Below are 24,649 nucleotides of genomic sequence, written 5' to 3' on the forward strand. Positions count from 1 at the left end.
TTATAAAATTCCCTTACGAGGCAGCAGCCTAATTTCGTCCGGATATACCACATCTGGCAAAATAGATAGAGTTGCAAGCCACTTTCCAAAGTCGTCCACTGGAATCATATCGTCCTGGTCAAATCCTTCCCTACCCTTCCATATATCCGTATAAACCGCTCCGGGATAAACCGTAATGACTCGAATCCCCTTGGATTTTAATTCTTCTCGAAGGGCCTTTGCAAAACCTGCAATTGCGTGACGGCTGGCACAGTACGCGGTCGAGTTTGGAAAACCCTGGTAACCCGCAGTAGAAGAAAGATAACATAAAAAAGAGCCCGATCTTAAAAGTGGAAGAATTTCTTTTGTAAGTAAAAATAGCGAATTTAAGTTGAGAACAAAATGTGCATTCCACTCTTCTAATGTGATTTGTTCCACGGTTTTAAAAAGCCCATTCCCAAAAGTAAAATAAACTCCTCCTAAGTAAGATACTCGCTTTTTTAAAGTTTCTACAAATTCAAGAACCTCAGATTGTCTGGAAAGATTACATTGAAAATTCTTTCCGGATTGAAACCTTTCATTCGTTTTCCAAGCCACTCCGGTTCTAGAAACTCCAATCGCTGCCTGATTTAGTAAATTTAGATTTTCTAATACAGATCTTCCAATTCCCGAACCTGCACCAGCTACGAGAATGAGTTCATTTTCTTGTTCAGAAGACAAAAAAATCCTCCACCTAATAAAAAGTAGCTGGATACACCGGGAATTCGACGGAAGATATTTCTTGACGATCTTGTTCTATTACATCATTGCTAACAGAAAGTTTTTTCGGCTCTACCGAATACGAAAAACTTTTCCAAGAAATCATATATTTGAGAATAAAGTCTGTCGCTTCTAGATTTCGATTCGCCTGAACGGTATCTTTGCCCCAAACGGTAATCCCGTGTTTTTCGATGATACAAAACGGGACGTGTGGTTTGTATTCCTTCAGATATTTTTCCAAACAATCGGAAATATCTTGTACATTCGGAAAATTATATATTATAGGAACATAAACCTTTGGATTTTCCTCCCAAATTCCGTATGCTTTTAGAATTTCGATCGCCGGGAGTTCGAATAAAACAATCGGTTCGTTTTTCGAAGTATTTGCACAGATTAGATTTGATTCAAGAGTATGAACGTGTAAACCACAACCGATCCCGTCTAACGCTCGATATATGGCCCTATGAATCGAGGTTTCCGCACTGGGTTTTAATCCTTTGGTTGCCTTAGAATTTTTGGAATCTACCGGTTTGCCCGATTCTAAATCTACATAAAGAAAATTACGTTTGTTGAGAAGATTTTTATCCAGTCCGCTTCCGCTGACCCAGAACCCGGATTCTTCCGGAACTCGAATGGATAAATTTCCAGCGGTCCCAGGCATCCATCCGTTTTTATGGTAGTAAACTCCCAATACAGAGAGCCTTTCTAATTGTTTTTTGACGGACATATCAGTCCAAAGAATTGGTTTCTTCCACGTAGTTTGGCACCCAGCCACTCATATCTTGAAAGTAACGAACCGCCTTGATTCTCTTTTTATCGTCTAGATAAAACCAATGATTTGTATTTCTTGGAACGGAAATAAAATCGTCCTTGTATACGTGAACTAAAAACTTCTCACCCCTAAATGCAAAACCAAAAACTCCCGATCCATCCACGATGTATCTAACTTCTTCGTCAGTGTGATAGTGGACTCTATCGAACTTTGCAAGCATTTCATTCAACCCGGAAACGTTCGGATGTAATACGATCAAGTCTCTGGATTGATAACCTTCTTTCTCTTTTAGAGTTTCAAATCGATCATCCAGTTTTTTTAATAATTCTTCCTTTTCCGTATCTACTAAAACTTCCTTATCTGTCAGACTTGACGCGTTAGCCGGAACTTTCCAATGATCGTAGTCGATCCCTCTTTCTTTGAGAAAGGATTTTACTTCGTTTGTTTCCTGAATCGGCGCCAGACCATTTTGTCTTACTATCGTTGCCATAATAGATAATTCTCCGCGAACGTTTATTTGCTGACTCTTTCTACGTAGGTGAGATCCCGCAGGTCAATTTTGATAACGTCCCCTTGTTTTACGAAAATAGGAACATTGATTTCTCCACCGGTTTCTACGGTAACCCTTTTTTGAGCCGTACCGGAAGTATCTCCTTTCAGACCTTCTTCTGCATAAGTTACTTCTAAAATGGAGAAGTTTGGTGGAATCACTCCGATCGGCTTTCCTTCGTAGAATGTAACTTCCATAGGTGTTTCTTCCTTTAAGAAAGGAAGAATATCTTCTACGTATTCTTTAGACACCGGCATTTGTTCGAAGTCGTTAGAGTCCATGAAGATAATATCATTCCCTTCGGTGTAGCAGATCGTCATATTTCTTTTTTCCAACTCGACGCTTTCTAATTTTTCTGCAGCTTTAAAAGTGCGTTCGATAGAACTATTTCTGGTGAGGTTCTTGAGTTTTGTTCTGATAAAAGCAGATCCTTTTCCAGGATTTACGAACTCGGTTTTAACTACCGAATAGAGATCCCCTTCTACTTTGAGAACCATACCTTTTTTTACTTCTGTGATACCAAGAGTCATGGAGTTTCCTAAGAATAATTTACCTCCTTCTATTTCTTTAGAAACGAACCCATTGTCAAGAAAAAGAAGCCGTCGAGTGACCATAGAAATGAAACGCTTTAGTTCTTCGAACGATCCTCCATGGATGACAAAACCCTTTAAGTCTTCTGGATTTATCAAGCCCAAAGTATTATATTCCGAGCCGTCTTATGTTCAAGAATACATAACCTATCTATTTTTGAATTCACATTATTGAAGTGTAAACTATATTGGATGGGTACTTTTTTATATAGTTATCGATGATTGAATTCGTCGATTGATTGATAAAAACGGAAAGCACCATTCCATTAAAACTTACTTCTGCAAAATGTTGCCAGAATGGATCCAAAACCGAACTCATAGATTCTAATGTATGAATTTGTAATAATTCACACTCGAATTGTAATGGACTTTTTTCCTACCGAGAACAGTATCCCCGACAACTTCCCACAGGAACGTAAAGTATGAAACTAAAGTTTATAATCCTAGTCACAATCATTCTTATAGGAAATTGTAAACCTAAAGAAACAATCACCGTTACGGGTTCGGAAACGATGCACGTAATGCTTCAAATGATCGGTTTGGAATACACTCGAAAGAAATCCGGAATCCAAGTAGTAGTTCAAGGTGGTGGTTCAATCGAAGGTATCGAAAAACTATTTCAAGGTAAAACCGATATTGCCGCAGCCAGTAGACCACTTACCGAAACAGAACTCAAAGAATTTGATTCCAAAGGTAAGTTTGAATCTCTCACAATCGCCTATGATGGAATTGCCATCATCGTTCATCCATCCAATCCGATCCGTAAAATCAGTTTGGAAATCGCTTCTAAAATTTTTTCGGGAGAAATTTCAGATTGGTCCAAGGCTGGAGGTAAACCTGGAAAGATAGACGTGATCATTAGAAACGATAAATCCGGAACTGCCTCTTATTTTGAAACTCACGTTCTCAAACAAAAAGATTTAGGAAGTAAAAATTATGAGACAAGGAAGAATATAGTATATTCGAAAATGGCTAAGATCGTCGCAGATAACGATTCAATGGCGGCGGAAATTGATTCCAACCCGAACTCGATCGGTTTTATGGGAATGGGAAGTGCTCTTTTTGAAAACAAAGGAAGAGTGCGAGCCTTGGAATATTCTCTTTCGGGTAAAGATCCTTTCGTGGTTCCCAGTATAGAAAACGTATATAATCGAAAGTATGAACTTTCCAGAGGACTTTATTTATTTTATCTTTCCGACCATGGTCAAAAAATAGACGATTTCATTACGTATGTTACGGGCGAAGAAGGACAAAAGACAATTCTTAAAAGCGGATATTTAAGAGGAACACTTCCAACCGTAGAAGTAGAAGTCAAAAAGTAAAATCCAGTTCGTAGTTGACTCTCCGAACGATACTAGGATGGTTTTAGTAGAATCAAATTCGGAGTCAATTCTTCATGTCTACGTCTTCATCCAATTTAGAAACTACTTCAAAATGGTTGAATTGGAAATGGCAGATTCAAAATAGAATCAAAACACGAACCCACTTGTCCGAATTTCTCGAACTTTCGGAAAAAGAAATTCTTTCTTTCGAAACCTGCTCTCAATTTTTTGAATTCTCCGTCACACCATATTATCTCAGTCTCGCAGACACAAAAGATCCAAACTGTCCGATTCGACTTCAAATTGTTCCACACCAAGAAGAATTGATTCGCAGTGGTTTTGAAAAACAAGATCCACTTTCCGAAGAAACATTTATGCCGGTCAAAGGAGTTACACATAGATACCCGGATCGAGCACTTTGGTATCTTTCCCACGTATGTGCGGTTTATTGTAGATTCTGTACTCGCAAAAGAAAAGTAAGCAAATCTTCTCATACTCCCGGTCAAGAAGACTGGAACCGGGCTCTAGATTATTTTCGATCTCATAAAGAAATCAAAGAAGTAATTCTTTCGGGTGGAGATCCCTTGAATCTTTCTGACGATAAGTTGGATTATCTTTTAAGAGAATTAAAATCTATTTCGCATATCAATCAGGTTAGAATTCATACCAGATATCCGGTAACTCTTCCGATGAGAATCGATTCTACGTTATGCGCCGTTTTCAAGAAACACTTTCCAATTTATATAGTCACTCATTTCAATCATCCCAAAGAAATTACTCCTCTTGTTCGAGAAAGGATCTCTCTTCTTATTCGAGAAGGTAACACGATGGTTTTAAATCAAGGAGTTCTTTTAAAGGGAATTAACGATTCCGCCGAAACGTTAAAGGAACTGTTTTACGGACTTACCGCGATCGGAATCAAACCTTATTATCTACATCAGTGTGACGAGGTATGGGGAAGCGGAAGTTTTCGCGTGGAGATCGAAAAAGGTGTGGAGCTTATGAAACAGATACGTGGAAGAATTTCCGGACTGTCAGTTCCATTATACGTAGTGGATCTAACTGGTGGCGGAGGTAAGGTCCCTCTTCCCACTTCTTATTTGGCGAAAAAAACCGATCATTCTTATATATTTCGAAATTATCAGGATGAACTTTATGAAATTAGTTATTAAGCGAAATCAATTTTACGACGTGTTTCAAAATACAAAAGTATTAAATTCCTTTTTACTTTTTCTAAAAGATCAAAACTTAAAATTCTGTCTTATTTTCTTAAGACAACTCGTCTTGTCGTTTTTGTTGTTCGGATTTTTATTTGTTTGTAAAACACCGGAAAGTAAAGGAGTCTCTTCCTCTATTGAAACTCCCAGATATCTAAGACTTAACTATGACGTGGTCTATGATACTTCCGAGGGAGTCATCTTACACGAAACTGGGAAACTATTTGCAAGAGGTTTATTTTACGATTTTACGATCCGTTCTTCTGAAAACCAATTTGGAAGAATTAAAGCATCCTCTTATACGGAAGACAATCAGATCGATTTCAAACATATCTTAACCGTAGAAGAATTGAATTCACTTCAAAATAAACAATATCAATATTTCTCCATGCCAAACGACTCAAGGGCTAGCGTTTTAACTGGAATTCATAATGAAAGTTGTTATATTCGATGGGAATGGCAAAAAGAATCCTTTATTTTTGTGTTTGAAACGGACTTTAAAAACGATTCGGGAAAAAATCCTGTCTTGCTTGGAAAAGAATTTCATGAAAATATCCGTAAAGGGCTCAGAATTTTTTAGTCTTCTTGACCAATTCCGTACAGATCCGTATTCTATCCTTTGCAAGGATCTAGTATGTGGTTGAAACTGGGAGATTCAGAAATTATCAACCTGGATTATATATCCACGATCAAGAAAAACCAATCTTCCAATTCTATAGAGATCATTTACAACGATCTAAACCATATCAAATCCCTGCCGTTTCGTAGTCCTACAGAAAGAGATAAAGCTTACGAAGCGATTCTAGAAAATCTTTCGAGAATGAAATTATTTTTTGAATAAAGAGGGAAAGATGGAGTCGATCAAACGAAATCTGCAAACCGTATTTTCCCTAAAACCGTTCGAAATTCTTTTTTACGGGTCTAGACAAAGAGGCGATTTTAAGGATTCGTCTGACTTTAACTTTTTTCTTTTAGCAGATCCAAGTGATCAATTGAAGAGTACGTTTTTAAGAGAAATCAACGCGATCTTAAGTCCTTTAGAAGAAATTGCTCCAGTCCAACTAGTTACCGCGGATATAGATTCTTTTTTGGCGAGACTTCGTGTTTTCGAACCTTCCGCAGCCCATTTATGCGAATTGGGAGAACCCTTTTTTGGAAAAACTTCCTTTCCTCTTCTTACTCGAGAATGGACAAAACTTAAAACTCAGACAATAGATTCAGCTGCTGGAGTAAAACATTTAAAGAAAAGATACCGTTTTTACAAAAGTATTTCTCCCAGAAACACAAAAGAAGAAATCCTAAGGATGGAAAGGCTTATTGCCATTTATCTTCAATGTTGGGTTTTCCGAGAAATAGAAGACTTAAGTTGGATAGAAATCGTTTACACGGACGTGCCCACCCGACTCATCGCCATGATACGCGAACTTTATCACAAGGAAGCAGACGGAAATATCTTAGAAATCTTGAATCTATATGAAGAAATTTTAAAGTTAAAAACTGAAATCCGAAATCATCAAAATCCTTTTTCCGCAGAGAAATTTCAAAATCTCAAAGATATTATTCGGTTTGAAGAAAAAGAAATTAAAATTCTCAAATTGAATTACTAAAATTTATCTCAAAAATACTTTATCTTTGCTTAAAATGCCGATTATTCTAAGATATTTTTGAGATGACTTTAGGCTCAAAATCTCCATTTTTTAAAAACCTACTTTGATAGACCTTATGCGTTCTATCGTTCGTATCAATCGCAAATTTTAGATATTATATTATAAATTTATTATAAAAAGAAACCTGCGTATACAATAGAGTTGTTGAAAAATTCCATAGTGAAGATTCGTAAAATTGCTTCAATTGTCCATTCAATCCAATACAAACAGATCAAGAATTAATTTTTCAACAACTCTAATAGTTTTTTCCATTTTTGTGATAATCGCAAAACGGGAATTTTATACAAACATTTGATTAGACGACATTTTTTTGGATTTATAAAGATCCCTTTTACTATAAAATTCTAAGTAAAATCGTAATTCCAAAGTTTCGCGGTAGTTCCCATACTAAATTTGAAACAGGTTTTAAATTTAACTTTTCTATAAAAAAAATGTAGGAACTACCACAAATCAAGATTTTACGAATAGATTCTAAAAATGTAGGAACTCATACAAAATCGCAATTTTACAGACAAACTCCGAAAAATGTAGGAACTATCACAAACTATTTTTTTTTCGGATTCTATTATAAAGTTCCTTGGCGGCGTTTTGTTCGGCAGATTTTTTACTTACACCGGAACCAGTCGCTTCCCATTGATCCCGAATTCGAACTACTACCTGAAACGTTTTGGCATGATCCGGACCTGATTCCGATTTAGTTCTATATAAGGGAAGAATCTTAAAGTGTTTTTGGGAATATTCTTGAAGTTGAGTTTTATAATCTCTAACGGATTCCTCTTTTTCAGGATTTTCAACAAATTCAGATAAATGTTTAAGGATAAATTTCTCGGCGATCTCGAAACCTTGATCCAAATAAATCGCGCCTACAAGAGATTCAAAAAGATTGGCGGAAAGTTTACGTCTACCTTTCCCTAGAGAATTTTTTTCCCCCTTTCCTAAAAGAAGATATTCAGAAAGTTCCAATTTTTCAGAGATCGAATTTAAGATCGGAGTAGAAACGATTCTAGATTTGATCCGAGACAATTCCCCTTCATTCGCTTTTGGATACTTTTGAAAAAGAGAACGAGCAGCGACAAGACCCAAAACCGAATCACCTAAAAATTCAAGACGTTCGTTATCTTCTAAAATCTCCTGGTTCTCGTTTTTATAAGAACTATGAATAAACGCGGTATTATAATATTCTACTTTTGAAAACTTGATTCCGATCTTTTTAGAAAGTTTTTGAAGACTACGAACCCTTTCCGGGTTTTTAAGAAAAAAATGAAATTGTGCTTTTTTAAAGCTCAAAGGAAGGGAAAAGAATTCCGAGTTCCGTGAAGAACCCGGAAAATCTCAAACGATTAGGACTTGAGGTTGTCGATGAATTTAGTTACATCCCCGACAGTTTGAATTTTTTCAGCATCTTCGTCGGAGATTTCGATTCCGAATTCTTCTTCGAGAGCCATCACTAATTCAACCGTGTCCAAAGAGTCCGCACCGAGGTCATCGATGAAATGCGCCTCAGGTGTAACTTCAGATTCATCCACGCCAAGTTGTTCTACGATAATAGATTTAACCTTTTCAAAGTCTGCCATTGTTTCCTCCGTACCACATTTAGGTGGTATGATGATTTTTTGTTAGATTTAGACAGGCGGATATAAAATCCACCGAATTTTATAGATTTAATTCCGAAAATATTTGGCAAGCCAATATACTTTTTTTTAGAAAAAAACTCCTTTAAATTAATGATTCGTTTTTGTTTTTCAAATCGATTTTGATCGAATTGAATGTAACGTAGAAAAAGATTCATAAAATGTTTCCGTACAATTCAGACCTTAAGAAAAAACATTTCGCAAATGAAAGTTTAAATTTTTAAAATTCTTATATCAAATTGTATTTTTCCAAAATGATTCTTTATCCTACATCCCATTCCAAAAAAGAAAAAACCTAAAAAGGTTTTTCTTTAAAGAAAATAGAATCAGATCAAACTAGAATTAGATTTTTTTCGAACAAATTAAAGGAAATACAAAAGTTGAGATTCTTTCATCCTTTTAGAATGAAAGAATCTTCTAAAACTTTAAATTCTTAGGCGGTTGCCCCTGGTAAGAAACCTCCACCATTCACTTCAATCACTTGACCAGTGATAAAAGAAGAAATATCGGAAGCCAAAAATGCGATCGTGTTCGCAATATCTTCTGGTTGCCCTGCCCTTTTTAAGGGAATCGCCGCAACCATGGCAGTTTTAATTTTTTCAGGAATCGCGTCCGTCATTTCAGTGGCGATAAAGCCGGGTGCAATTGCATTACAACGAACCTTGCGAGAAGCCATTTCCAACGCTACCGCTTTTGTAAAACCAATCACCCCCGCTTTAGATGCGGAATAATTTGTTTGTCCTATGTTTCCGTTTACCCCGGCAATAGATGATAGATTGATGATAGATCCTCCATTTGGATTTTTCATCATAAACTTAATAGCAGCTTGTGTACAATTGAAAGTTCCGGTGAGATTTACAGCAATTACGGCATCCCACTGTTCTTTTTTCATTCTCATGAGAAGAGTGTCTTTTGTAATACCTGCGTTATTTACAAGAATGTCTACAGATCCAAACTCATCTACACAGGCTTGAATCGCCTTTGCAGCAGAATCTGCATCCGAGACGTTCGTTCCGACTCCGATCGCCTTTACGCCTGTCTGTTTTGAAATCTCATCCGCGGTCGCTTTGCTGGATTCTTCATTTAAGTCCGCAATTACTAAATTTGCTCCTGCTTTTGCAAGAGTTAAAGCCGTCGATTTTCCGATCCCGCGAGCGGCTCCGGTGACTACGGCGTTTTTTCCTTTTAAATCGATCATAATTCTTTCCTATTCGGGTTCTCTGCAGCTAAAGTATTTTGTTCGAATTTCGGGTCAAGGGAGTTTTCCAACTTTTAACTTATACGGGACAGAACGAACGTTCTAGTTGTATTTGATTAAAATCTTTTATTACAAGTATCTGATAGAAATCGTTTTTTAAAGTCTCTTGTAAGATCGTAAAGATAAAATACAACTTCTGTGATTTTCTTTTTTATATGAATTCGGTGATGAAGATAGAAATCAAGTTGTGGCTTTCTGTTTTGGATCATTTTACATGGATGTGTAAGATTAAAAATATTCTCGAATCAATTTTTGAGCCAAGTCTTCATCTTTCCAATTCATAAAAGGAAATCCATATAAAGTATTGCGATATTCTTTTAATACAAACGGATATCTATTTTTAAAATTTCCATTTCCTAAAAAGGTAAAATCCAAGATAACCTTCCAACGTTGTTTTGTCCAAATTTCCTCTTCGCTTAACAATCGAACCTCGTAATAAAAACGATCCAATTCTTTATTCGGAAGAGATACGTAAATTTCTTCTATATATTCTTTATAACCTTGCGGCAAAAGACGAACGTAATGTCCGGGAAAACCCTTTCCAGGCAATCTCGCTAAAAAGGGGTCGGTAATTCCCAAAAGATCGATCCAGTGAATTCCGGGACCTCCATAAAATCCAGCTAATCCTACATTTGTAGTGATCCTAACCTGTTGAATCTCTTCTGATCCTTTCCATAAAACTTGTTTTCCGTCGAATAAGTTTAAGTTTGAATTTGTAGACTTTAAACGATTTTTAGACGAAATCCGAATCGCATACATAGCCCAAGGATGAGTTGCTGGTGTAACCCCTGCAATCCAATGTTTTAAAGAAGAATTATCATGATAGGAAGCTCTTTCGTCTACGATTCCATTTTCCACTCGAACCTTAGTTTTTTGAAATATATAATGAAACGGAGAAAAAGGATGTGTAAAAAAATAAATCAAAATGATTGAAACAAATGCAAATAAAATTTTATCCCAAGACCAAGATAAACCTTTCCAACTTAATATTTTTGATTTATTAAACCCTAATTTAGAGGATTTATATAATAATCTTTGAATATTCAAATTTGAATTCTTAAAACGTAGCTCAAAAAAAACACATTGGAAAAAAACGGAAATGATCAGACAGGTTCCTAAAAATCTTCCCGCCATAAAATCTCCGCCCACCCAGAGAAGGTAAAACAACACAAAAAAGATAGAAGCAAGACTTATCCATAAAATCCCTTTTTCCTTTTCGGATAAGGTCCATTCCACTTTTGTAAATCGTTTTAGAATTGGTCCGGAAAACGTCCAAAATATATGCAATCCAAATACACATATAACGATTGGATCCCATTTTAAACTAATTTTAATATAGTTCCATCCGGCAGAAATTCTCTCGGAAAAAGAAAATAACACATTCGTCTTTGCGTAAAAAGTATTTGGCAACAAAGATCCAAAATATACGATAGAAAACGTCAGATAGATAAACCAAGGAAACATTCCTAAAATCGAATATTTTAAAAATTGAATTCTTTGTTCTTTGAAAATCTTCCAAAAGAGAACACATCCGGGCAAAAAAAGAAATAACACTAAATCTAAACGTGTTAAAAGCAACAGAGCCGTCAAAAATCCGATTTTATAAGAATCGATCTTTACGTTTTCCGGTTTTGAATTTAAATACAAAAAATAGAATTTTATTTCAAAAAGTAATAAGAGCAAAAATGAAAGCGGATTTTCCAATCCGGAAGTATTATAATCTATGAATGTTCTAGATGAAAAAAACACTCCCAAAGAAATAGTAATCAACCCGAACCCGTTTCGAAACTTTGAAAAAGTAAAACAATAAACGGATATAAAAAGAATTCCACATAAGTAAGAAAGTAAATACGCAGAAATCGAAATTTCCCGAACGACCCATTGTATAGGTATCAATAAAAAAAGCCAAAGAGGATGTGTGTAAACTTGAACCCTTTCTAAAGGATTCCAACGTAGCCCGTATCCGTTTAGAAAATTATCCACAACCCGAAACGTTATGAATGAATCGTCGCTCAACCATGAGCTATGATAGAATAATATTGAATATAGAAAAAATAATAACAGTAAGAAGATAATTTTGTCGGAAATTCTTTTGGGAAAGTAGCTTTCCGATAAATCCATTTTTTAAGAATGGCGTTTGTGAAGTTCTTCTACAATTTCTTGCAGTGAAAGTCCTTGTTCTACCAATAAAACCTGCAGATGAAAAAGTAAATCGGCTACCTCGTGCGTAAGTTCTTTTTTGTCTGAATTTTTTGCGGCAATGATTACCTCTCCAGCTTCTTCCCCTACTTTTTTGAGAATCCGGTCTATTCCTCCTCGGAACAAGTCTGCGGTATAAGATTTATCAGGAAGGTCCTGTTTTCTTTTTTTGAGTATGTTTTCCAACTGTAACAAAAATTCCATGAACCGTTTTCCTTTTTAAAATCTACTTCTAGTTTTCCAGCCTTCAATTCTCCGACAACCGTATTTTTAGAGTTCTTCTTAAAGAAAACGCTGGCTAAAACGTTGATTCAAATGTCTGTTGATAGAGAATGAAAAAACTACTCTGCACTTTAAATCTTTCCGAGCAATTTTTATGGGAGTTCCCACATTTTAAAGGCAGGTGGATTCATGATAAAAGTCAAAGTTTAAGATTTTACTGTAAAAGTGCTTTTGCGCAGGAGTTCCCACAAAAAGATCAAAAAACTTTTTACTTGCAAAAGTATGATTTTATGGATCGTCGCGGGAATTTAGCTTCACGACTCTTTGAATTCAGAAACTCATTTCTGATTATAAGTTATCGTTGGATAAAAATTTTATCTTTTTGGAGTTTTGTTCTATTCTGTATTTTCTTTTCTTTTTCAATTTCAGCGGAAATTCAATGGGAAAAATCAGTTCAGACTGCATTCGAAAAAGCAAAGAGCAGCGGTAAACCGATCTTTATAGACGTCTACGCGGACTGGTGCGGTTATTGTAAAACTCTCAAGAAAGAAATTTATCCTAAAAAAGAAGTTCAGCTCGAGCTTTCTAAATTTGTTGCTCTTTCTTTGGACGGAGACAAGTTTCCGAATTTAAAACGCAAATACGGAATCAAAGGTTATCCTTCAATTCTCTTTCTGGACCGAAACGGTAGTCTGATCGATAAGATTACCGGTATGCCTGATTCTAAGATGATTCTCAAATCTTTAAAAAATGCTTACGTCCGCAGAAATCTTGAAAATGAATATTTGGAAAATTTAACCAAAGATCCGCAAGGCATCCAAACTAACTTTCAGGCTGGAGTTTATTATTTTGAAGCCAAAGAATATTCTAAAGCGATTCAGTTTTTTCAAAAAGCAATCGATTCAAATGATTCCAAAAATGCTGAAAAAAAACACGATGCTTTATTTAATTTAGGAATTTCTTATTTAGAAATCGGAAACTTCAAATTGGCAGTCTCAACCTTTAACTCATACCTTTCTAAATATCCAAACGGAGATCTCGTTTCGGTTCTTTTCTTTCGTGCAAACGCATACGAAGAACTGAATCTAAAAGAAGAAGCAAAAGCTGATTACAAAAAAGTTCTGGAACTTACGCTTGATCCGGAAGAGAAACAAGATCTTCAAATGAGAATCGATTCTCTAAATTAGATTTTTTTCATGTGTTGTTTATAATCTTTCGTTTCCTTTGAACCAGAGTAGAAATCTTTTCACCGATTTACAGAAATTACCATCCCTATAAAAATAAGCACCTATTCTATTCTCTATATCTATATTTCAAAAATTAGAATGAGGATAGAAAATCATTTTAGAATAGGTGCACTACCCTGTTTTCACAAAATTCATTTGGTTATTACTACTCGGACGTATAAAAATAGCACTAAAAGTTGACGACCGATTTTATAAAAGATATAGAATTTTTCAGAAAATTATATTTATGACTGACTTGTTAACTTTTTGAAGTACATCCCACAAGTTTAAGTCCTGAAACGAGTCCAGTATAAGTATTATCTTTATGATGCGTTCTAGAATTCATTTTTTAAAAACTCTAATACAAATAACTCAGCAAATTGCTTTCTACGAACGCAATCCAGGGCTCGATTTTTTGGGGAGTCAGGGGAGAATCTTAAAAATTTCAGCTCCTCTACTCCTGGCGGGAAGAATTAAATTAACTCATTCATCCTTAAACAGTTCATCCGTAAATCTAGAATCAGAAATTAGTCTACTTTCCAAAAGATTAAAACCTACCCTTCTAAAATAAGGTTTTAACATTTTAAGATATTGTTTTTTAGTCCTTACGTAGGCGTAAGGGTCTTCAAAATAAATATCTTTTTTCATTCGAATATAATCGTTTTTCGTGGGAACAGAGAAATATAAAAGTATTTTACGATTTTATGAAGTTTCTCAAAAACCGGACGAAGATCTCCTTGAATGTATTGAACGACTGAATTACAAATTCCTAAATCAAAAGGAAGATGAACAAAATAAGAAAGATCTAATTCCTGAACCGTTGTATTTAAGACAGAGATATTCCAGGCCCTAATCCATTTTTGAGCAAGTAACTCATCAAGCATCTGTTCGGATGGATCAATCGCCATGATTCTTCCCGGTTTGAAAATTTTTACCATTTCTTTCAATAAAATCGCTTTCCCAAATCCGAAATCGGCGATTGAATTTACGTTGATTTCCATTAAACTCAAAATTGATTTCGCATAACGTGCATGTTCCTTTGCATTAAACGTTGCATCTACATCTGTTCCGGAACCGTATATATCTCTCCAATACGCCATTTCAAACGGAAGACCATTGGCTCCTAAGGTCAAATCATCAGAAAGTTCTTGTTTTTTGTTTGGTTTTCCGAATTTCAATTTTATTTACAACTTGCTCGACAACTAAAATTATTCATCAAAACTTTGACTTGGAAAAATTACTTTCTCAAACATAAAAACTATTTCTAGTTTTGAAATAATTACAAATCTTACTCCATTCTACAAAAATCATAAAAGTTAAAATATGAGTTTTCACTTTCTATACTCTCTTTTAGAAAAACGATTATAAAAATATAAACCATTAGAGTTGTTAAAAAATTAATTTTCTTCATTAAAACAAATGAAGAAAATCGTTTGTAGATTTGGTTTTTTCAAAATCCTATTCTTTAAATTTATCATAAAATCGTCGTTTTAGAAACATCGTTCATTACTACTACTCGGACATGAAAATAGTACGATTAGATTTCTCTAAAAACTACTCAGATCTATATGATAAGTACCTATTCTTTCGTACTGAAACAGTGCTTTGCAATAAAAATTACGGTACTCAAATTTTGTAGATATCGGTAGAATGTGGGATCTACTTCAAAAAAGCCAACAACTTTGTATTCGACACAAACTGTAGAAAGTTCCACATATCTGTAAAATAGATCCATTAATTTTTTAAACTATTTTCATATACCCGAGTTTCATTCATGAGTCCAACCTTTCTTTAAAAAAGAATTCTAAAAACAGAATATAATAAAAACATCTTGTTGTAATTTTTAATTTGCTACTCCAAATCTAAATTGTTTTCAAAGAACCTGTTCCGGACTTAAAGTAGAGGAAAACATCTCAATTAAAAAACGATTCAGACTCTGTTCACCCGTCTTTGACAAAAGCCCAGATTTTGCTTTTTCCACCCTGATTTTTATCTGAGTATTTTCCTTTTGCTCCGAAATAACCTTCATTAGAAATGCCTTAATTAGGATTTGTTCTCCAGATAAAAAGATAAAAAGAGAATTTTTCATGGTATAACGTTTAAGCATTTCTCTTTTATCCGCGAGCCAGATTTCTTCTAAAAACAAATAGTCTCGATTCCTCCATTCCTTCGGCCTGACAAACATAAGTTTTTGTTTAGAATGAAAATATACGTAAGACGAAACCGCTAAATCTGCGTAAATTTTTTCGTCATTTCGAACTACTTCTCTATTCTTTAAATTTACCAGATCTTTTATCAATGTATCTAGTTTTACCGAGTTAATTCCGGTGATAGGTTTAACAGAAAAATATGCAGATACAAGAAGAACTACAATCAAAACGGTACTCGCCGCGATTGTGTTCAGTTCTTTTTCGGACTTTAAAAGGAAATTTCCTAGATACAAAATCAAAAACAAAGGTCCAAAGTTTAAAAGATATTTCCAAAGAAGTTTGTAGAAGTTCTCGAAAGAACTTTCTCCATAAAATCCGGTTAAAATCAGAACGGTCAAAAGAGTTAAAAAAATTCCTAAATAAACGAGCAACACAAGTTGAGGAATGTTTCTTCTTTTAAAAAAAACGGATTGGTGTTTTTTTCTCTCTCGAATTCCTACCGTTCCAGCCTTGACTATGAAAATCGTAATCCCTACAAAAAAAACCGTGAAGTGGGAAAAAAAACTTCCGAGTATACAAACGATCAGTAAAAATATGTCCCCCAGCGTTTCCATTCTAAACGCTAGAAAAAGTATCAATAAAAAAAACAGACTAAAAAGTTCCAGATAAAACACCAAAGCTATAGAATACGTCAGAGGTGTAATCGCAGATAAATAACAGAAAAGATAATGATTCGGTTTCCATTTTTCCCTTTGAAGTGTAAAACCTATACAATGGATTCCGAGTGAAAAAATAAATGCGGAAAGTGAAAAGAAAGACGTGGTATAGTTCAACCCTGTGATTGATTTCCAAAGATTTAAAACTAAAAAAGGAAGCGGAGGTTGATCGGAAAAAAATTTCCCCTCTTCCGTTAAAGAACGTAAATTGGCGAGCACCTCCATCGCTTCCGGATTTAAAGGTTCTCCAAACCAGTTGTAAAGTACGGAAAGAATCACTGCAAGACCAATTGCAGATAGGAAAATGAAGATTGGGTTGGCTTTGTTACTTCTTTCTAAATCCATAGGACCCGTAGTTTTTGCGGAAATCAGAGCAAGGATAAAAATTTGGGTGAAATTCTACCAACACATTTTGAAGTAACAATGAGAACCTCGAATCGGGACAGAATTTATGGAAAATAAAAATCATATCCTATATGACAAATCCGGCAAACCATCCAAAGAACCGGCTTGGATTTTCAGAACTTACGCGGGACATACGAACGCAAGAGAATCCAACGAACTTTTTAGAAAAAACCTTTCTAAAGGTCAAACCGGTCTTTCGATCGCTTTCGACCTTGCAACTCAGTGCGGTTATAGTTCCGATCATCCAATCGCTAAACCTGAAATCGGTAAAGTAGGAGTTCCGATCAATACCTTGGAAGATTTTAGAATCCTATTCAACCAGATCCCTATCGAAGAGATGAATACTTCGATGACTATCAACGGCACTTCCATGTATCTTTTGTCCCTTTACGTGGCACTCGCCCAAGAAAGAGGTGTAGACGTTTCGCTTCTTCAAGGTACCACTCAAAACGACATCATCAAAGAATATCTTGCCAGAGGAACGTATATATTTCCTCCTGCTCAATCCATCCGAATCATAGTAGATATGTACGAATACTGTCTCAAGAACATTCCTAAATGGAATCCGTCTAACATCTGTTCGTATCACTTACAAGAAGCTGGTGCTACTCCAGTTCAAGAACTGGCGTTCGCTCTTGCGACTGCAATGGCGATCTTAGATGCAATTAAGGAAAGAAACTGTTTTACTCCTGACGAGTTTGAACAATGTGTGGGTAGAATTTCTTTCTTTGTAAACGCAGGAATTCGCTTTGTGGAAGAGATGTGCAAGATGCGCGCCTTTACGGAGATGTGGGACGAAATTACAAAAGACCGTTACGGAGTAAAACAAGATAAATACCGTCGCTTTCGTTACGGAGTTCAAGTCAACTCTCTCGGTCTTACGGAAGAGCAACCGGAAAATAACGCCTGGAGAATTCTCATTGAAGCGTTAGGCGTCACTATGAGCCGGGACGCTCGTTGTAGAGCTCTTCAACTCCCCGCTTGGAACGAAGCTCTTTCTCTTCCGAGACCTTGGGATCAACAATGGTCTTTGAGACTACAACAGGTTCTCGCTTATGAAACAGATCTTCTAGAATACCCAGATTTATTCGAAGGTTCTAAAGTTGTAGAGAGCAAGGTGAAAGAACTCAAAGAAGAAGCCTATAAGGAAATCCAAAAGATTCTAGATATGGGCGGAGCGATTCAAGCGATTGAAAACGGTTACATGAAGTCTCAACTTGTAAAATCTCAAGCTGAACGTCTTGCAAAAATCAACAATAACGAAATGGTTATAGTAGGTAAGAACAAATGGACCGAAGGTATTGCTTCTCCATTGATGACAGACCAAGACGGAGGAGTTTTTAAAGTAGATTCTAAATCTGCGGAAGAAACTTTAGAAGTTCTTGCGAAAGTAAAATCTAATCGAGACACAAATCAAGTCAAAGCCGCTCTCGCACAATTAGAAGCGGACGCAAAAGCTGGCAAGAATTTAATGCACGCTTCCATCGAATGCGCCAAAGTCGGCATCTCCACTGGAGAATGGGCGGATGTTCTTAGATCAGTGTTCGGTGAATATAGACCCGCTACCGGTGTAGAAGGTCAAAAACTCAATCTCGAATCTGAAAAGGTAACACGTGTTAGGGGAAAGGTAGATACATTTTTAAAAACTAACGGTTCCAGACCGAAAATCGTAGTCGGCAAACCAGGGTTAGACGGTCACTCCAACGGAGCAGAGATGATTGCAGTCTCTGCTAAACACGCCGGCTTTGACGTGATTTATTCCGGTATTCGTTTAACCCCGGAAGAAATCGTTCAAACCGCTGTGGAAGAAAATGCGGACGTGATCGGTGTTTCTATCCTTTCCGGTTCTCATTTGGAATTGGCAGAACAAATTTTCAACGAACTGAAGCACTACAAAGCGGACATTCCTGTAGTTTTCGGAGGAATCATTCCTCCGAGTGATTTTGAAACTCTGACAAAACTAGGGGTTAAAGCAATCTTCACTCCTAAGGATTACGATCTTATGGACGTGATGGAAAGAATCATTGACATTATTTCCAAAACTATAAAGGCCGCATAACTCGTTTTTGTTTCGAATATAGTCGTGAAACATCATAAAGAAGATCTCGCAGAACTCATCGAAGGAGCGCGGGTGGGAGAAAAATTTCCTCTCGCAAAACTCATCTCCGGTTTAGAAAGACCGGATTCTTTCGAGTTTAGAAAAAACCTTTTTGAGGCTCTTGATTCTCTCGGGTTAAATGGAATTCATTCCTTGACCATTGGTTTTACCGGAACTCCGGGTGCGGGTAAATCTTCTTTGCTCGGAGAATTAGCGACTCAATTTTTGAAATCGGATAACGGTGATACGATGGCGATCGTAGCTATCGATCCTTCCAGTCATATTTCCGGCGGTTCTTTGTTAGGCGATCGTACTCGGCTTTCCCTTCCCGCACGCGAGAAACGGATCTATTTCCGTTCGCAACCCAGCCAGTTGGAACTAGGTGGAGTCAATCCTTATACGTATCACGTGATCCGTCTTCTTCGTTGTTTTTTTCATTTCGTTTTTATCGAAACCGTTGGGATCGGTCAAAACGAAATCGAAGTTTCTAAACTTACTGATCTTTCTTTTCTCGTTTTACAACCATTAGGTGGAGATCAGATTCAATTTATGAAAAGTGGGATCATGGAAGTTCCGGATTCTTTTATTCTCAACAAATGTGACGAAGAAACTCTCGCTAACTCGAGTTATCACATGTTGATCTCTACATTAGAATTTTTAAAAGAAGTTATGCCCGGTAATCGACTCCCTCCCGTTTTTAAAACTTCTGTCAAAACAAAACAGGGAATTCAAGATCTTTTAGATTTTATTCGTTCTGCAAAACCTACCGTCGATCGTTCGCAGGAGACCGCTCTTCAACTAAAAAAATGGATCAAAAACGAATTTGGCAATTTCGGCCTGAAGACCATTGAGGATTTTCCTTTTTCCTATTCTTTAAACTTTGAAGCTTTAGAAGAAATCGCCCTGCAAAAAATTCGTAAAAGCCTACTACTTTAGTTGATCGTTTCGATTTTTTTTGAATGTATTCTAAATTTCTTTTGGAAAGTAATAGTTCCTACATCTCTTCTTTTGTTATAGAAATACTAAAAATTCTTCTATATAAAATCTGGAAAACTAAGAACCTAGTTCCTGTAAATCATATTGGATATTTGTCGGTCATTGGGTTTGGTTCGAACTTTAATTCTCTTGATATTAGATTTTGTCTTCGATTTAAGGTCCAGATCATATTGTAAGTCCAATGCAAACGAGGAACTCCTTGGTTTAAAGTTTCCACAGTAGAATCCCCTACCCCAAGGTCTTCTAACCAAAGCATATAATTAAAAAGATAGCACCGCGAAACCCCATGAGCCGCCGCCAACACACCTAAAGTCACCCAAACTCCGGTATTAACTCGAATACTAAATTTTTTCATTTTACCAACGTTTCGATTGTATTTGATTTTACCCGCTCGATCATGAAGCCGTTTCATAGAAGCGATCTGTTTCGAATATTTTCTCAGTAAAAAAGGGAGTTTTTTCGTAAGAGCTTTTCTTTCTTGAAGATTCAAACGATTCCAATAAACATCTGGAACCAAAAGAGAATCAGTTCCGATAAAACTTTCTACCAAAGCAGATTGAATTTTTTGACCGTCATCCAATAAAAGAATATCCATATTAGAAAACGGTTCTTAGAACTTTTGACACGGAATCATTTTAGAGAATTTTTTGAATCAAACATAGAGTTTAATTTTGAATATGTTTCAATTTTAAGCCCACTTTTAGCAAACGTGTGAGTTCCCACATTTTGGACTAACTTAGTATTGACTATGATTGAAACAACATTGCACTATACAAAGTCCAGAATAACATAAAAATGAAACACCATTTTGGAGATCTCTTAGATAGAACGTACGGACATTGGACAATTGTGCCTAACGTAAAGAGGCATCAATACCATCAAGATGATTGGTCTCAGGTTCAAAGTTCGGTTTCAATTGTCACCATTTACGGCAACGACCTAAACTGGCAGAAAATCGGATCCTTACCTAAATTAGAAGAACTAACACTCCATCAACCAAATAAAGAACAGCTAGATTTTGTATCCACTCTATGGAGACTAAAAAAGATTAAGAATTACTCATGCTCGTCCCAAGACCATTGACTTTCTAAGCAGACTTCAAAACGTAGAAGAGTTAGTTTTAGAATACGTTTCCGGTTTTGAAAGTGTGGAACCGATCGGGAAACTAAAAAATCTCAGGTCTCTACACATTGAAAACGTTCGAAGAGTAACTAACTTTGCCGGACTTGGTCATGCTAAAAAACTTTGTTATCTTAGTATTTATGGTACTTTAGATTGGAGACAACCAATAGAAAGTTTTGGTTTTATTTCTGAACTGAAGAAATTAGAATATTTTGATCTCGGATTTGTAAGATCACTTGCAAAAACTCCGGCTTTAGAAGCTTTAGCACGCCTAAGAAATCTTAAAGAAATTGCCATACCCGATAACATTTTTGTTTTATTAGATTACGCTTTACTGGAGATAGGTTTACCCGGAGTAAAAGGATCCTGTTTTTTACCTTTTGAAAAGTCCAAGTCGAGCCTTGATATAAATGGAGAATGGTTTAATTTATTAGGTAAAAAAGCAGGAAGAATTAAAAGTACCTCTCCAAAAGCGAAAGAAAAATGCGAAACACATTCAAAAGCCTACGAAGAAGCAAAGCAGAATGCCAGCAAACTTTTAGGCAGATCCGTCAAAAAATAAGACAGCAATAAAAATCACTTTACAAACATTCAGTTTTTTGCAATTAGAAAGACAGAAAGTTACTTTTCTCATAAACATTCAAAAAATATGATATAAAATCAACTTTTGAATTTTACTCAGAACTATAAAATAAAGTGTCCGAAATCTTTGTAATAAAAGCCAATTTGTGTACAAAATATCAGGCACTTCGTTATGTAATTGTTAGTAGTAACATGAATTCATAAAAAAATCTATGATTCATTTTTTTGAAAAAGTTGAAATCTGAACTTTGTAAATCGTGGGAACTACCACAAATCACGATTTTACGAACAAATACTAAAAATGTAGGAACTCATACTTTAGAAGATTCTTTCTTACGCCGAACCCACGTTTATTAAATCATTTTAAAAGTTTAAACGCATGCGTCCAAGATTGGGATAAAAATCCAGGAATACACCAAAGAATACAAAGCGGTTCGATCGCTCTGGCCGCTTCCACCGTTCCCATATCCTCCGTATCCCAGCCGAAAGTATCTAAAATTTCTTTCACTTGTTTTTTAGAAGAATCTTCGTTACCACAAATAAACATACTCGGCCTACCTTCTTTGAACTGAGGGTTCACCATCAAGCCGCTTCCTACGGAATTAAAACATTTTACGAAATTAGCTTTGGGAACTTGTTTTTGTAATTTTTCCATTAGAGATTCGTTATATGATGTGAAAAAATTCAGAACACCATTTTGAGGAGGCATTTCAGAAATAGGATTGGTTGTATCAATAATCGTTTTTCCGTTAAAAGAATCAATTCCGGATAACGTTATTACTTCGGAAGTTACACTTCCTTTAGAACATAATATTATAATTTCTCCAAAGTTTGCCGCTTCCGAAAACGAACCAATTGAAGCTCCTGCTCCCACCTTTGCCAACCAATCCTTAAGTTTTCCAGAGTCTCTGGTCCCAATTTTAACTTCAGCCCCATATTTTAAAAATCCATTTGCGAGGGTTTGACCAACAATCCCGGAACCTAAAATTCCAATTTTTTTGCCTTTCATAAGTTCTCCTTTTTCATTCTATTTTGATTCATTCCTTTCAATAGATTCTCATAACTAAACACCACATAACAAGTGCCCAAAATTCTTGGGCATAACGAAAAACTTATAGTATTCAATTCTCTAAGATTAGTAAAACTCAAAATTTACTTTTCTATAATAAAAATTTATTGTTATTACTCATAACTATATAATAAAGTACTCAATATTTTGCATGGAATCAGTGTTTTGTGATAAAATTAACGGTACTCAATTTTGTAGAGATTAGTAACATATATTAGAGTTGTTGAAAAATTAATTCTTGATCTGTTTGTATTGGATTGAATGGACAATTGAAGCAATTTTACGAATTTTCACTATGGAATTTTTCAACAACTCTATTATAAAACTTCAAATTCTTCTTTGTTCCAAGTTTGTAAAAATAGATTTTTAATTTTTATAAGACCCGCAAAACAAAGACTTTATGCAAAAATTTGCTTGGACAAAGATCTCTTTTAGATTTGATAAAGGTTCTCAACAGTAATACCAAAAAAATCTTCGATGATGTAGAAATTCTACTAACTTTCATTTAACGCGAGTTCAGCATAAAAAAATCGTCAATCATTAGACCAGGTGATTCTGGCAATTGTACCCGAACGAAAAACAATAAGTATAACATCCTTTTGAACGACCATTTCTAAAACGTGATGAATGATTTGATTCGAAAAATTGGGATGACCTTCTATATCTGGGAATACAAGAACCGGACCTGATTTTAATTCTCCGTTTTCCGCAAATACGCACACTAAACTTTGTTCAAAACTTTTGTTAGATACGATCGCCCAAATTCGGTTGGAATCGTCCACGTCAAATGCTCTGACAAAACGATTCTTCAACACAGAACCGGATATTTCGAACTTTTTTCCCACTTCGTTTAACAAATGAAAAGCCGAAGACACGTGATATTCAGTTTCACAGACAATCCAGGGAGCATAGGAAACAAATTTCCATTTTGAATTTTTAATCTTTTGTTTGAATATACCTCTGGGAGATTTAAAATCCGAAACGTTAAAAACGAACAGTTCTTCATCTCCGGTAAAAATTACAGAATCATTATGAACGGCCACATCCACAATCCAGGCGCTATTAAATCCATCGTTCACTACAACCTTATCTTCTTTATGCGATAGAATATCATGCAAAAGGAATTGTTTTTTGTTCTTATATTCCATATTATCATAATAGTTAGAATAATAAAATATAAGATCTTCCTTAAGAACCGCCAAAGCCCATCCTTTTCCACCTTGATAAGAGTTTTCGAGAGATAAAATCCCTTCTGCAGAAAGTTTGAATTTGAAATAACCTTCTTCATAATAAATTAGAATATCTTGATTTTCAGAAATATAGATACGGGGGTTTCGGATATTTTTTTCTGTAATTGGGATGGTAGAAACTTTTTGTACCTGATCGGAAGAAATTTTCCAAACGGACACGGCTTTGGTACTCAACGTCCCACCATGTAAAACGATAAAAAAGTCTTTTTTCTTTGAAACCTTACAAGCTTGAATATCCGGCTCGTCGATTCCGTCTTTGAGTGAATTGAGTATTTCGATAGATTGAATTTTTACTGAGTCCACAATTTTTTTCCTTATTCTTTTTGAATATTTTTCAGATTGTCATCGTTTCTTGTTCCAAATTTGAAACCAACCTAAGTTCGATGTAGTATATTCGATTTTTCCGCAAAAAGTAAAACGTGGGAACTCTTACAAACCCAAACCACGAAAAATGAATATTTTATGTGAATTCGGTATAACGCGAAAGAGATCGATGCGGGGAAATTCAACAAAACGCTCTCTATCATAACCCCAACAAGTTTTTAATCTCAATATAAATCTGTCGGAATTACGACAAATCCTCTGTAAAACTTACACCCACAACGCGATCCATAGAAAGCGTTGTGTTGAGTTCTTTAACACGATCCACAGAGAGCGTTGCATGAGTTTTCCCTAATTTTGGGTGGCAACTCAATGAATTGCTTCCCATGGGCGCAATTCAGGAGGAAAGGCTTGGGAACTTTTCTCTATCAGAAAAACATACTTTTTGCAAGTAAAAAATCTCATTCTTGTCGGAACACTTAAAAAATGTGCGTTTTAGATCGCGTTCTATATTAAAACTAAATACAATTTTTATATAATATTTCCTA

21 protein-coding genes and 3 pseudogenes are annotated in these 24,649 nt (G+C 35.6%); 9 read left to right on the forward strand and 15 right to left on the reverse strand.

Going from position 1 to position 24,649, the window contains the following annotated elements; genetic code table 11:
* From LEP1GSC049_RS216520 to efp, 4 genes are read right to left on the reverse strand one after another with little or no spacing between them, the layout of a single operon-like run.
* On the reverse strand, positions 1–699 hold the full coding sequence (locus tag LEP1GSC049_RS216520) for an SDR family NAD(P)-dependent oxidoreductase (protein WP_004756370.1): 699 nt from the start codon (positions 697–699) through the stop codon (positions 1–3).
* A gap of 13 nt (positions 700–712) precedes the next feature.
* On the reverse strand, positions 713–1,465 hold the full coding sequence (mtnB, locus tag LEP1GSC049_RS216515; RefSeq protein WP_004756187.1) for a methylthioribulose 1-phosphate dehydratase: 753 nt from the start codon (positions 1,463–1,465) through the stop codon (positions 713–715).
* Position 1,466: 1 nt separating this feature from the next.
* Positions 1,467–2,000, reverse strand: a complete 534-nt coding sequence (locus LEP1GSC049_RS216510; RefSeq protein ID WP_004756382.1) for a 1,2-dihydroxy-3-keto-5-methylthiopentene dioxygenase — start codon at positions 1,998–2,000, stop codon at positions 1,467–1,469.
* Between the two features lie 23 nt (positions 2,001–2,023).
* Positions 2,024–2,590, reverse strand: coding sequence for an elongation factor P (gene efp, locus LEP1GSC049_RS0205830; RefSeq protein WP_020762617.1), 567 nt, complete (start codon positions 2,588–2,590; stop codon positions 2,024–2,026).
* A gap of 482 nt (positions 2,591–3,072) precedes the next feature.
* Here efp and LEP1GSC049_RS216505 point away from each other — a divergent pair, with 482 nt between their 5' ends.
* The 5 genes from LEP1GSC049_RS216505 to LEP1GSC049_RS216485 all read left to right on the forward strand — a co-directional run bounded on the left by LEP1GSC049_RS216505 (position 3,073) and on the right by LEP1GSC049_RS216485 (position 6,796).
* Positions 3,073–3,972, forward strand: coding sequence for a phosphate ABC transporter substrate-binding protein (locus tag LEP1GSC049_RS216505; protein WP_004757558.1), 900 nt, complete (start codon positions 3,073–3,075; stop codon positions 3,970–3,972).
* A gap of 74 nt (positions 3,973–4,046) precedes the next feature.
* Positions 4,047–5,144: a KamA family radical SAM protein gene (locus tag LEP1GSC049_RS216500; protein WP_000108047.1), complete on the forward strand. Its 1,098-nt coding sequence runs from the start codon at positions 4,047–4,049 to the stop codon at positions 5,142–5,144.
* Positions 5,128–5,769, forward strand: a complete 642-nt coding sequence (locus LEP1GSC049_RS216495) for a hypothetical protein (protein ID WP_004756390.1) — start codon at positions 5,128–5,130, stop codon at positions 5,767–5,769. The genes LEP1GSC049_RS216500 and LEP1GSC049_RS216495 overlap by 17 nt, the downstream gene beginning before the upstream one ends.
* Before the next feature lie 54 nt (positions 5,770–5,823).
* Positions 5,824–6,030: a hypothetical protein gene (locus LEP1GSC049_RS216490; RefSeq protein WP_000266284.1), complete on the forward strand. Its 207-nt coding sequence runs from the start codon at positions 5,824–5,826 to the stop codon at positions 6,028–6,030.
* A complete protein-coding gene (locus LEP1GSC049_RS216485) occupies positions 6,023–6,796 on the forward strand; it encodes a hypothetical protein (RefSeq protein WP_004756194.1) in 774 nt (257 codons plus the stop codon). The genes LEP1GSC049_RS216490 and LEP1GSC049_RS216485 overlap by 8 nt, the downstream gene beginning before the upstream one ends.
* A gap of 597 nt (positions 6,797–7,393) precedes the next feature.
* Here the strand turns inward: LEP1GSC049_RS216485 and rnc are convergent.
* From rnc to hisE, 5 genes are all read right to left on the reverse strand, one after another.
* Complete coding sequence (gene rnc / locus LEP1GSC049_RS216480) at positions 7,394–8,143, reverse strand: ribonuclease III (RefSeq protein WP_004756486.1); 750 nt, start codon at positions 8,141–8,143, stop codon at positions 7,394–7,396.
* A 53-nt stretch (positions 8,144–8,196) separates the two neighbouring features.
* Positions 8,197–8,430, reverse strand: a complete 234-nt coding sequence (acpP, locus tag LEP1GSC049_RS216475; protein WP_000753030.1) for an acyl carrier protein — start codon at positions 8,428–8,430, stop codon at positions 8,197–8,199.
* 490 nt (positions 8,431–8,920) lie between these two features.
* Positions 8,921–9,685: a 3-oxoacyl-[acyl-carrier-protein] reductase gene (gene fabG / locus LEP1GSC049_RS216470; RefSeq protein WP_004756466.1), complete on the reverse strand. Its 765-nt coding sequence runs from the start codon at positions 9,683–9,685 to the stop codon at positions 8,921–8,923.
* 288 nt (positions 9,686–9,973) lie between these two features.
* Positions 9,974–11,866, reverse strand: a complete 1,893-nt coding sequence (locus LEP1GSC049_RS216465; protein ID WP_016749975.1) for a hypothetical protein — start codon at positions 11,864–11,866, stop codon at positions 9,974–9,976.
* Between the two features lie 3 nt (positions 11,867–11,869).
* Positions 11,870–12,148, reverse strand: a complete 279-nt coding sequence (gene hisE / locus LEP1GSC049_RS216460; RefSeq protein ID WP_004756188.1) for a phosphoribosyl-ATP diphosphatase — start codon at positions 12,146–12,148, stop codon at positions 11,870–11,872.
* Positions 12,149–12,276: 128 nt separating this feature from the next.
* On the opposite strand from hisE, the gene LEP1GSC049_RS216455 reads away from it, so the two are divergent.
* A complete protein-coding gene (locus LEP1GSC049_RS216455) occupies positions 12,277–13,353 on the forward strand; it encodes a thioredoxin family protein (protein WP_004756491.1) in 1,077 nt (358 codons plus the stop codon).
* 522 nt (positions 13,354–13,875) lie between these two features.
* Here LEP1GSC049_RS216455 and LEP1GSC049_RS02000000224645 read toward each other — a convergent pair.
* The 3 genes and pseudogenes from LEP1GSC049_RS02000000224645 to LEP1GSC049_RS216450 all read right to left on the reverse strand — a co-directional run bounded on the left by LEP1GSC049_RS02000000224645 (position 13,876) and on the right by LEP1GSC049_RS216450 (position 16,603).
* Positions 13,876–14,570, reverse strand: a pseudogene (locus LEP1GSC049_RS02000000224645) (class I SAM-dependent methyltransferase).
* Positions 14,571–14,680: 110 nt separating this feature from the next.
* Positions 14,681–14,892, reverse strand: a pseudogene (locus LEP1GSC049_RS2000000228285) (hypothetical protein).
* 373 nt (positions 14,893–15,265) lie between these two features.
* Entirely contained in the window at positions 15,266–16,603 is a 1,338-nt protein-coding gene (locus LEP1GSC049_RS216450) for a hypothetical protein (RefSeq protein ID WP_016560703.1), read from the reverse strand.
* A 106-nt stretch (positions 16,604–16,709) separates the two neighbouring features.
* Here LEP1GSC049_RS216450 and LEP1GSC049_RS216445 point away from each other — a divergent pair, with 106 nt between their 5' ends.
* Positions 16,710–18,722: a methylmalonyl-CoA mutase family protein gene (locus tag LEP1GSC049_RS216445; RefSeq protein ID WP_004762744.1), complete on the forward strand. Its 2,013-nt coding sequence runs from the start codon at positions 16,710–16,712 to the stop codon at positions 18,720–18,722.
* Between the two features lie 24 nt (positions 18,723–18,746).
* On the forward strand, positions 18,747–19,697 hold the full coding sequence (locus LEP1GSC049_RS216440) for a P-loop NTPase family protein (RefSeq protein ID WP_004756243.1): 951 nt from the start codon (positions 18,747–18,749) through the stop codon (positions 19,695–19,697).
* A gap of 139 nt (positions 19,698–19,836) precedes the next feature.
* On the opposite strand, the gene LEP1GSC049_RS216435 is transcribed toward LEP1GSC049_RS216440, so the two are convergent.
* Positions 19,837–20,352, reverse strand: coding sequence for a DUF1564 domain-containing protein (locus LEP1GSC049_RS216435; RefSeq protein ID WP_016560751.1), 516 nt, complete (start codon positions 20,350–20,352; stop codon positions 19,837–19,839).
* 200 nt (positions 20,353–20,552) lie between these two features.
* Here LEP1GSC049_RS216435 and LEP1GSC049_RS2000000228750 point away from each other — a divergent pair.
* A pseudogene (locus tag LEP1GSC049_RS2000000228750) lies at positions 20,553–21,441 on the forward strand (leucine-rich repeat domain-containing protein).
* A 378-nt stretch (positions 21,442–21,819) separates the two neighbouring features.
* On the opposite strand, the gene LEP1GSC049_RS216425 reads toward LEP1GSC049_RS2000000228750, so the two are convergent.
* Positions 21,820–22,470 (reverse strand): NADPH-dependent F420 reductase, encoded by a 651-nt coding sequence (locus tag LEP1GSC049_RS216425; RefSeq protein ID WP_004756407.1) that lies wholly within the window; start codon positions 22,468–22,470, stop codon positions 21,820–21,822.
* Positions 22,471–23,063: 593 nt separating this feature from the next.
* Entirely contained in the window at positions 23,064–24,083 is a 1,020-nt protein-coding gene (locus LEP1GSC049_RS216420) for a hypothetical protein (protein ID WP_016560691.1), read from the reverse strand.
* Positions 24,084–24,649: the final 566 nt, after the last annotated feature.

Origin of the sequence: Leptospira kirschneri serovar Cynopteri str. 3522 CT, assembly GCF_000243695.2 — a bacterium.
Classification (GTDB): domain Bacteria; phylum Spirochaetota; class Leptospiria; order Leptospirales; family Leptospiraceae; genus Leptospira; species Leptospira kirschneri.

What these genes read in the sequence shown, in the direction of transcription:
- mtnB (WP_004756187.1), bottom strand. Translation starts at nt 1,465, where the DNA reads ATGTCCGTCAAAAAACAATTAGAAAGGCTCTCTGTATTGGGAGTTTAC.
- LEP1GSC049_RS216510 (WP_004756382.1), bottom strand. Translation starts at nt 2,000, where the DNA reads ATGGCAACGATAGTAAGACAAAATGGTCTGGCGCCGATTCAGGAAACA.
- efp (WP_020762617.1), bottom strand. Translation starts at nt 2,590, where the DNA reads ATGACTCTTGGTATCACAGAAGTAAAAAAAGGTATGGTTCTCAAAGTA.
- LEP1GSC049_RS216505 (WP_004757558.1), top strand. Translation starts at nt 3,073, where the DNA reads ATGAAACTAAAGTTTATAATCCTAGTCACAATCATTCTTATAGGAAAT.
- LEP1GSC049_RS216500 (WP_000108047.1), top strand. Translation starts at nt 4,047, where the DNA reads ATGTCTACGTCTTCATCCAATTTAGAAACTACTTCAAAATGGTTGAAT.
- LEP1GSC049_RS216495 (WP_004756390.1), top strand. Translation starts at nt 5,128, where the DNA reads ATGAAATTAGTTATTAAGCGAAATCAATTTTACGACGTGTTTCAAAAT.
- LEP1GSC049_RS216490 (WP_000266284.1), top strand. Translation starts at nt 5,824, where the DNA reads ATGTGGTTGAAACTGGGAGATTCAGAAATTATCAACCTGGATTATATA.
- acpP (WP_000753030.1), bottom strand. Translation starts at nt 8,430, where the DNA reads ATGGCAGACTTTGAAAAGGTTAAATCTATTATCGTAGAACAACTTGGC.
- fabG (WP_004756466.1), bottom strand. Translation starts at nt 9,685, where the DNA reads ATGATCGATTTAAAAGGAAAAAACGCCGTAGTCACCGGAGCCGCTCGC.
- LEP1GSC049_RS216465 (WP_016749975.1), bottom strand. Translation starts at nt 11,866, where the DNA reads ATGGATTTATCGGAAAGCTACTTTCCCAAAAGAATTTCCGACAAAATT.
- hisE (WP_004756188.1), bottom strand. Translation starts at nt 12,148, where the DNA reads ATGGAATTTTTGTTACAGTTGGAAAACATACTCAAAAAAAGAAAACAG.
- LEP1GSC049_RS216455 (WP_004756491.1), top strand. Translation starts at nt 12,277, where the DNA reads ATGAAAAAACTACTCTGCACTTTAAATCTTTCCGAGCAATTTTTATGG.
- LEP1GSC049_RS216450 (WP_016560703.1), bottom strand. Translation starts at nt 16,603, where the DNA reads ATGGATTTAGAAAGAAGTAACAAAGCCAACCCAATCTTCATTTTCCTA.
- LEP1GSC049_RS216445 (WP_004762744.1), top strand. Translation starts at nt 16,710, where the DNA reads ATGGAAAATAAAAATCATATCCTATATGACAAATCCGGCAAACCATCC.
- LEP1GSC049_RS216435 (WP_016560751.1), bottom strand. Translation starts at nt 20,352, where the DNA reads ATGGATATTCTTTTATTGGATGACGGTCAAAAAATTCAATCTGCTTTG.
- LEP1GSC049_RS216425 (WP_004756407.1), bottom strand. Translation starts at nt 22,470, where the DNA reads ATGAAAGGCAAAAAAATTGGAATTTTAGGTTCCGGGATTGTTGGTCAA.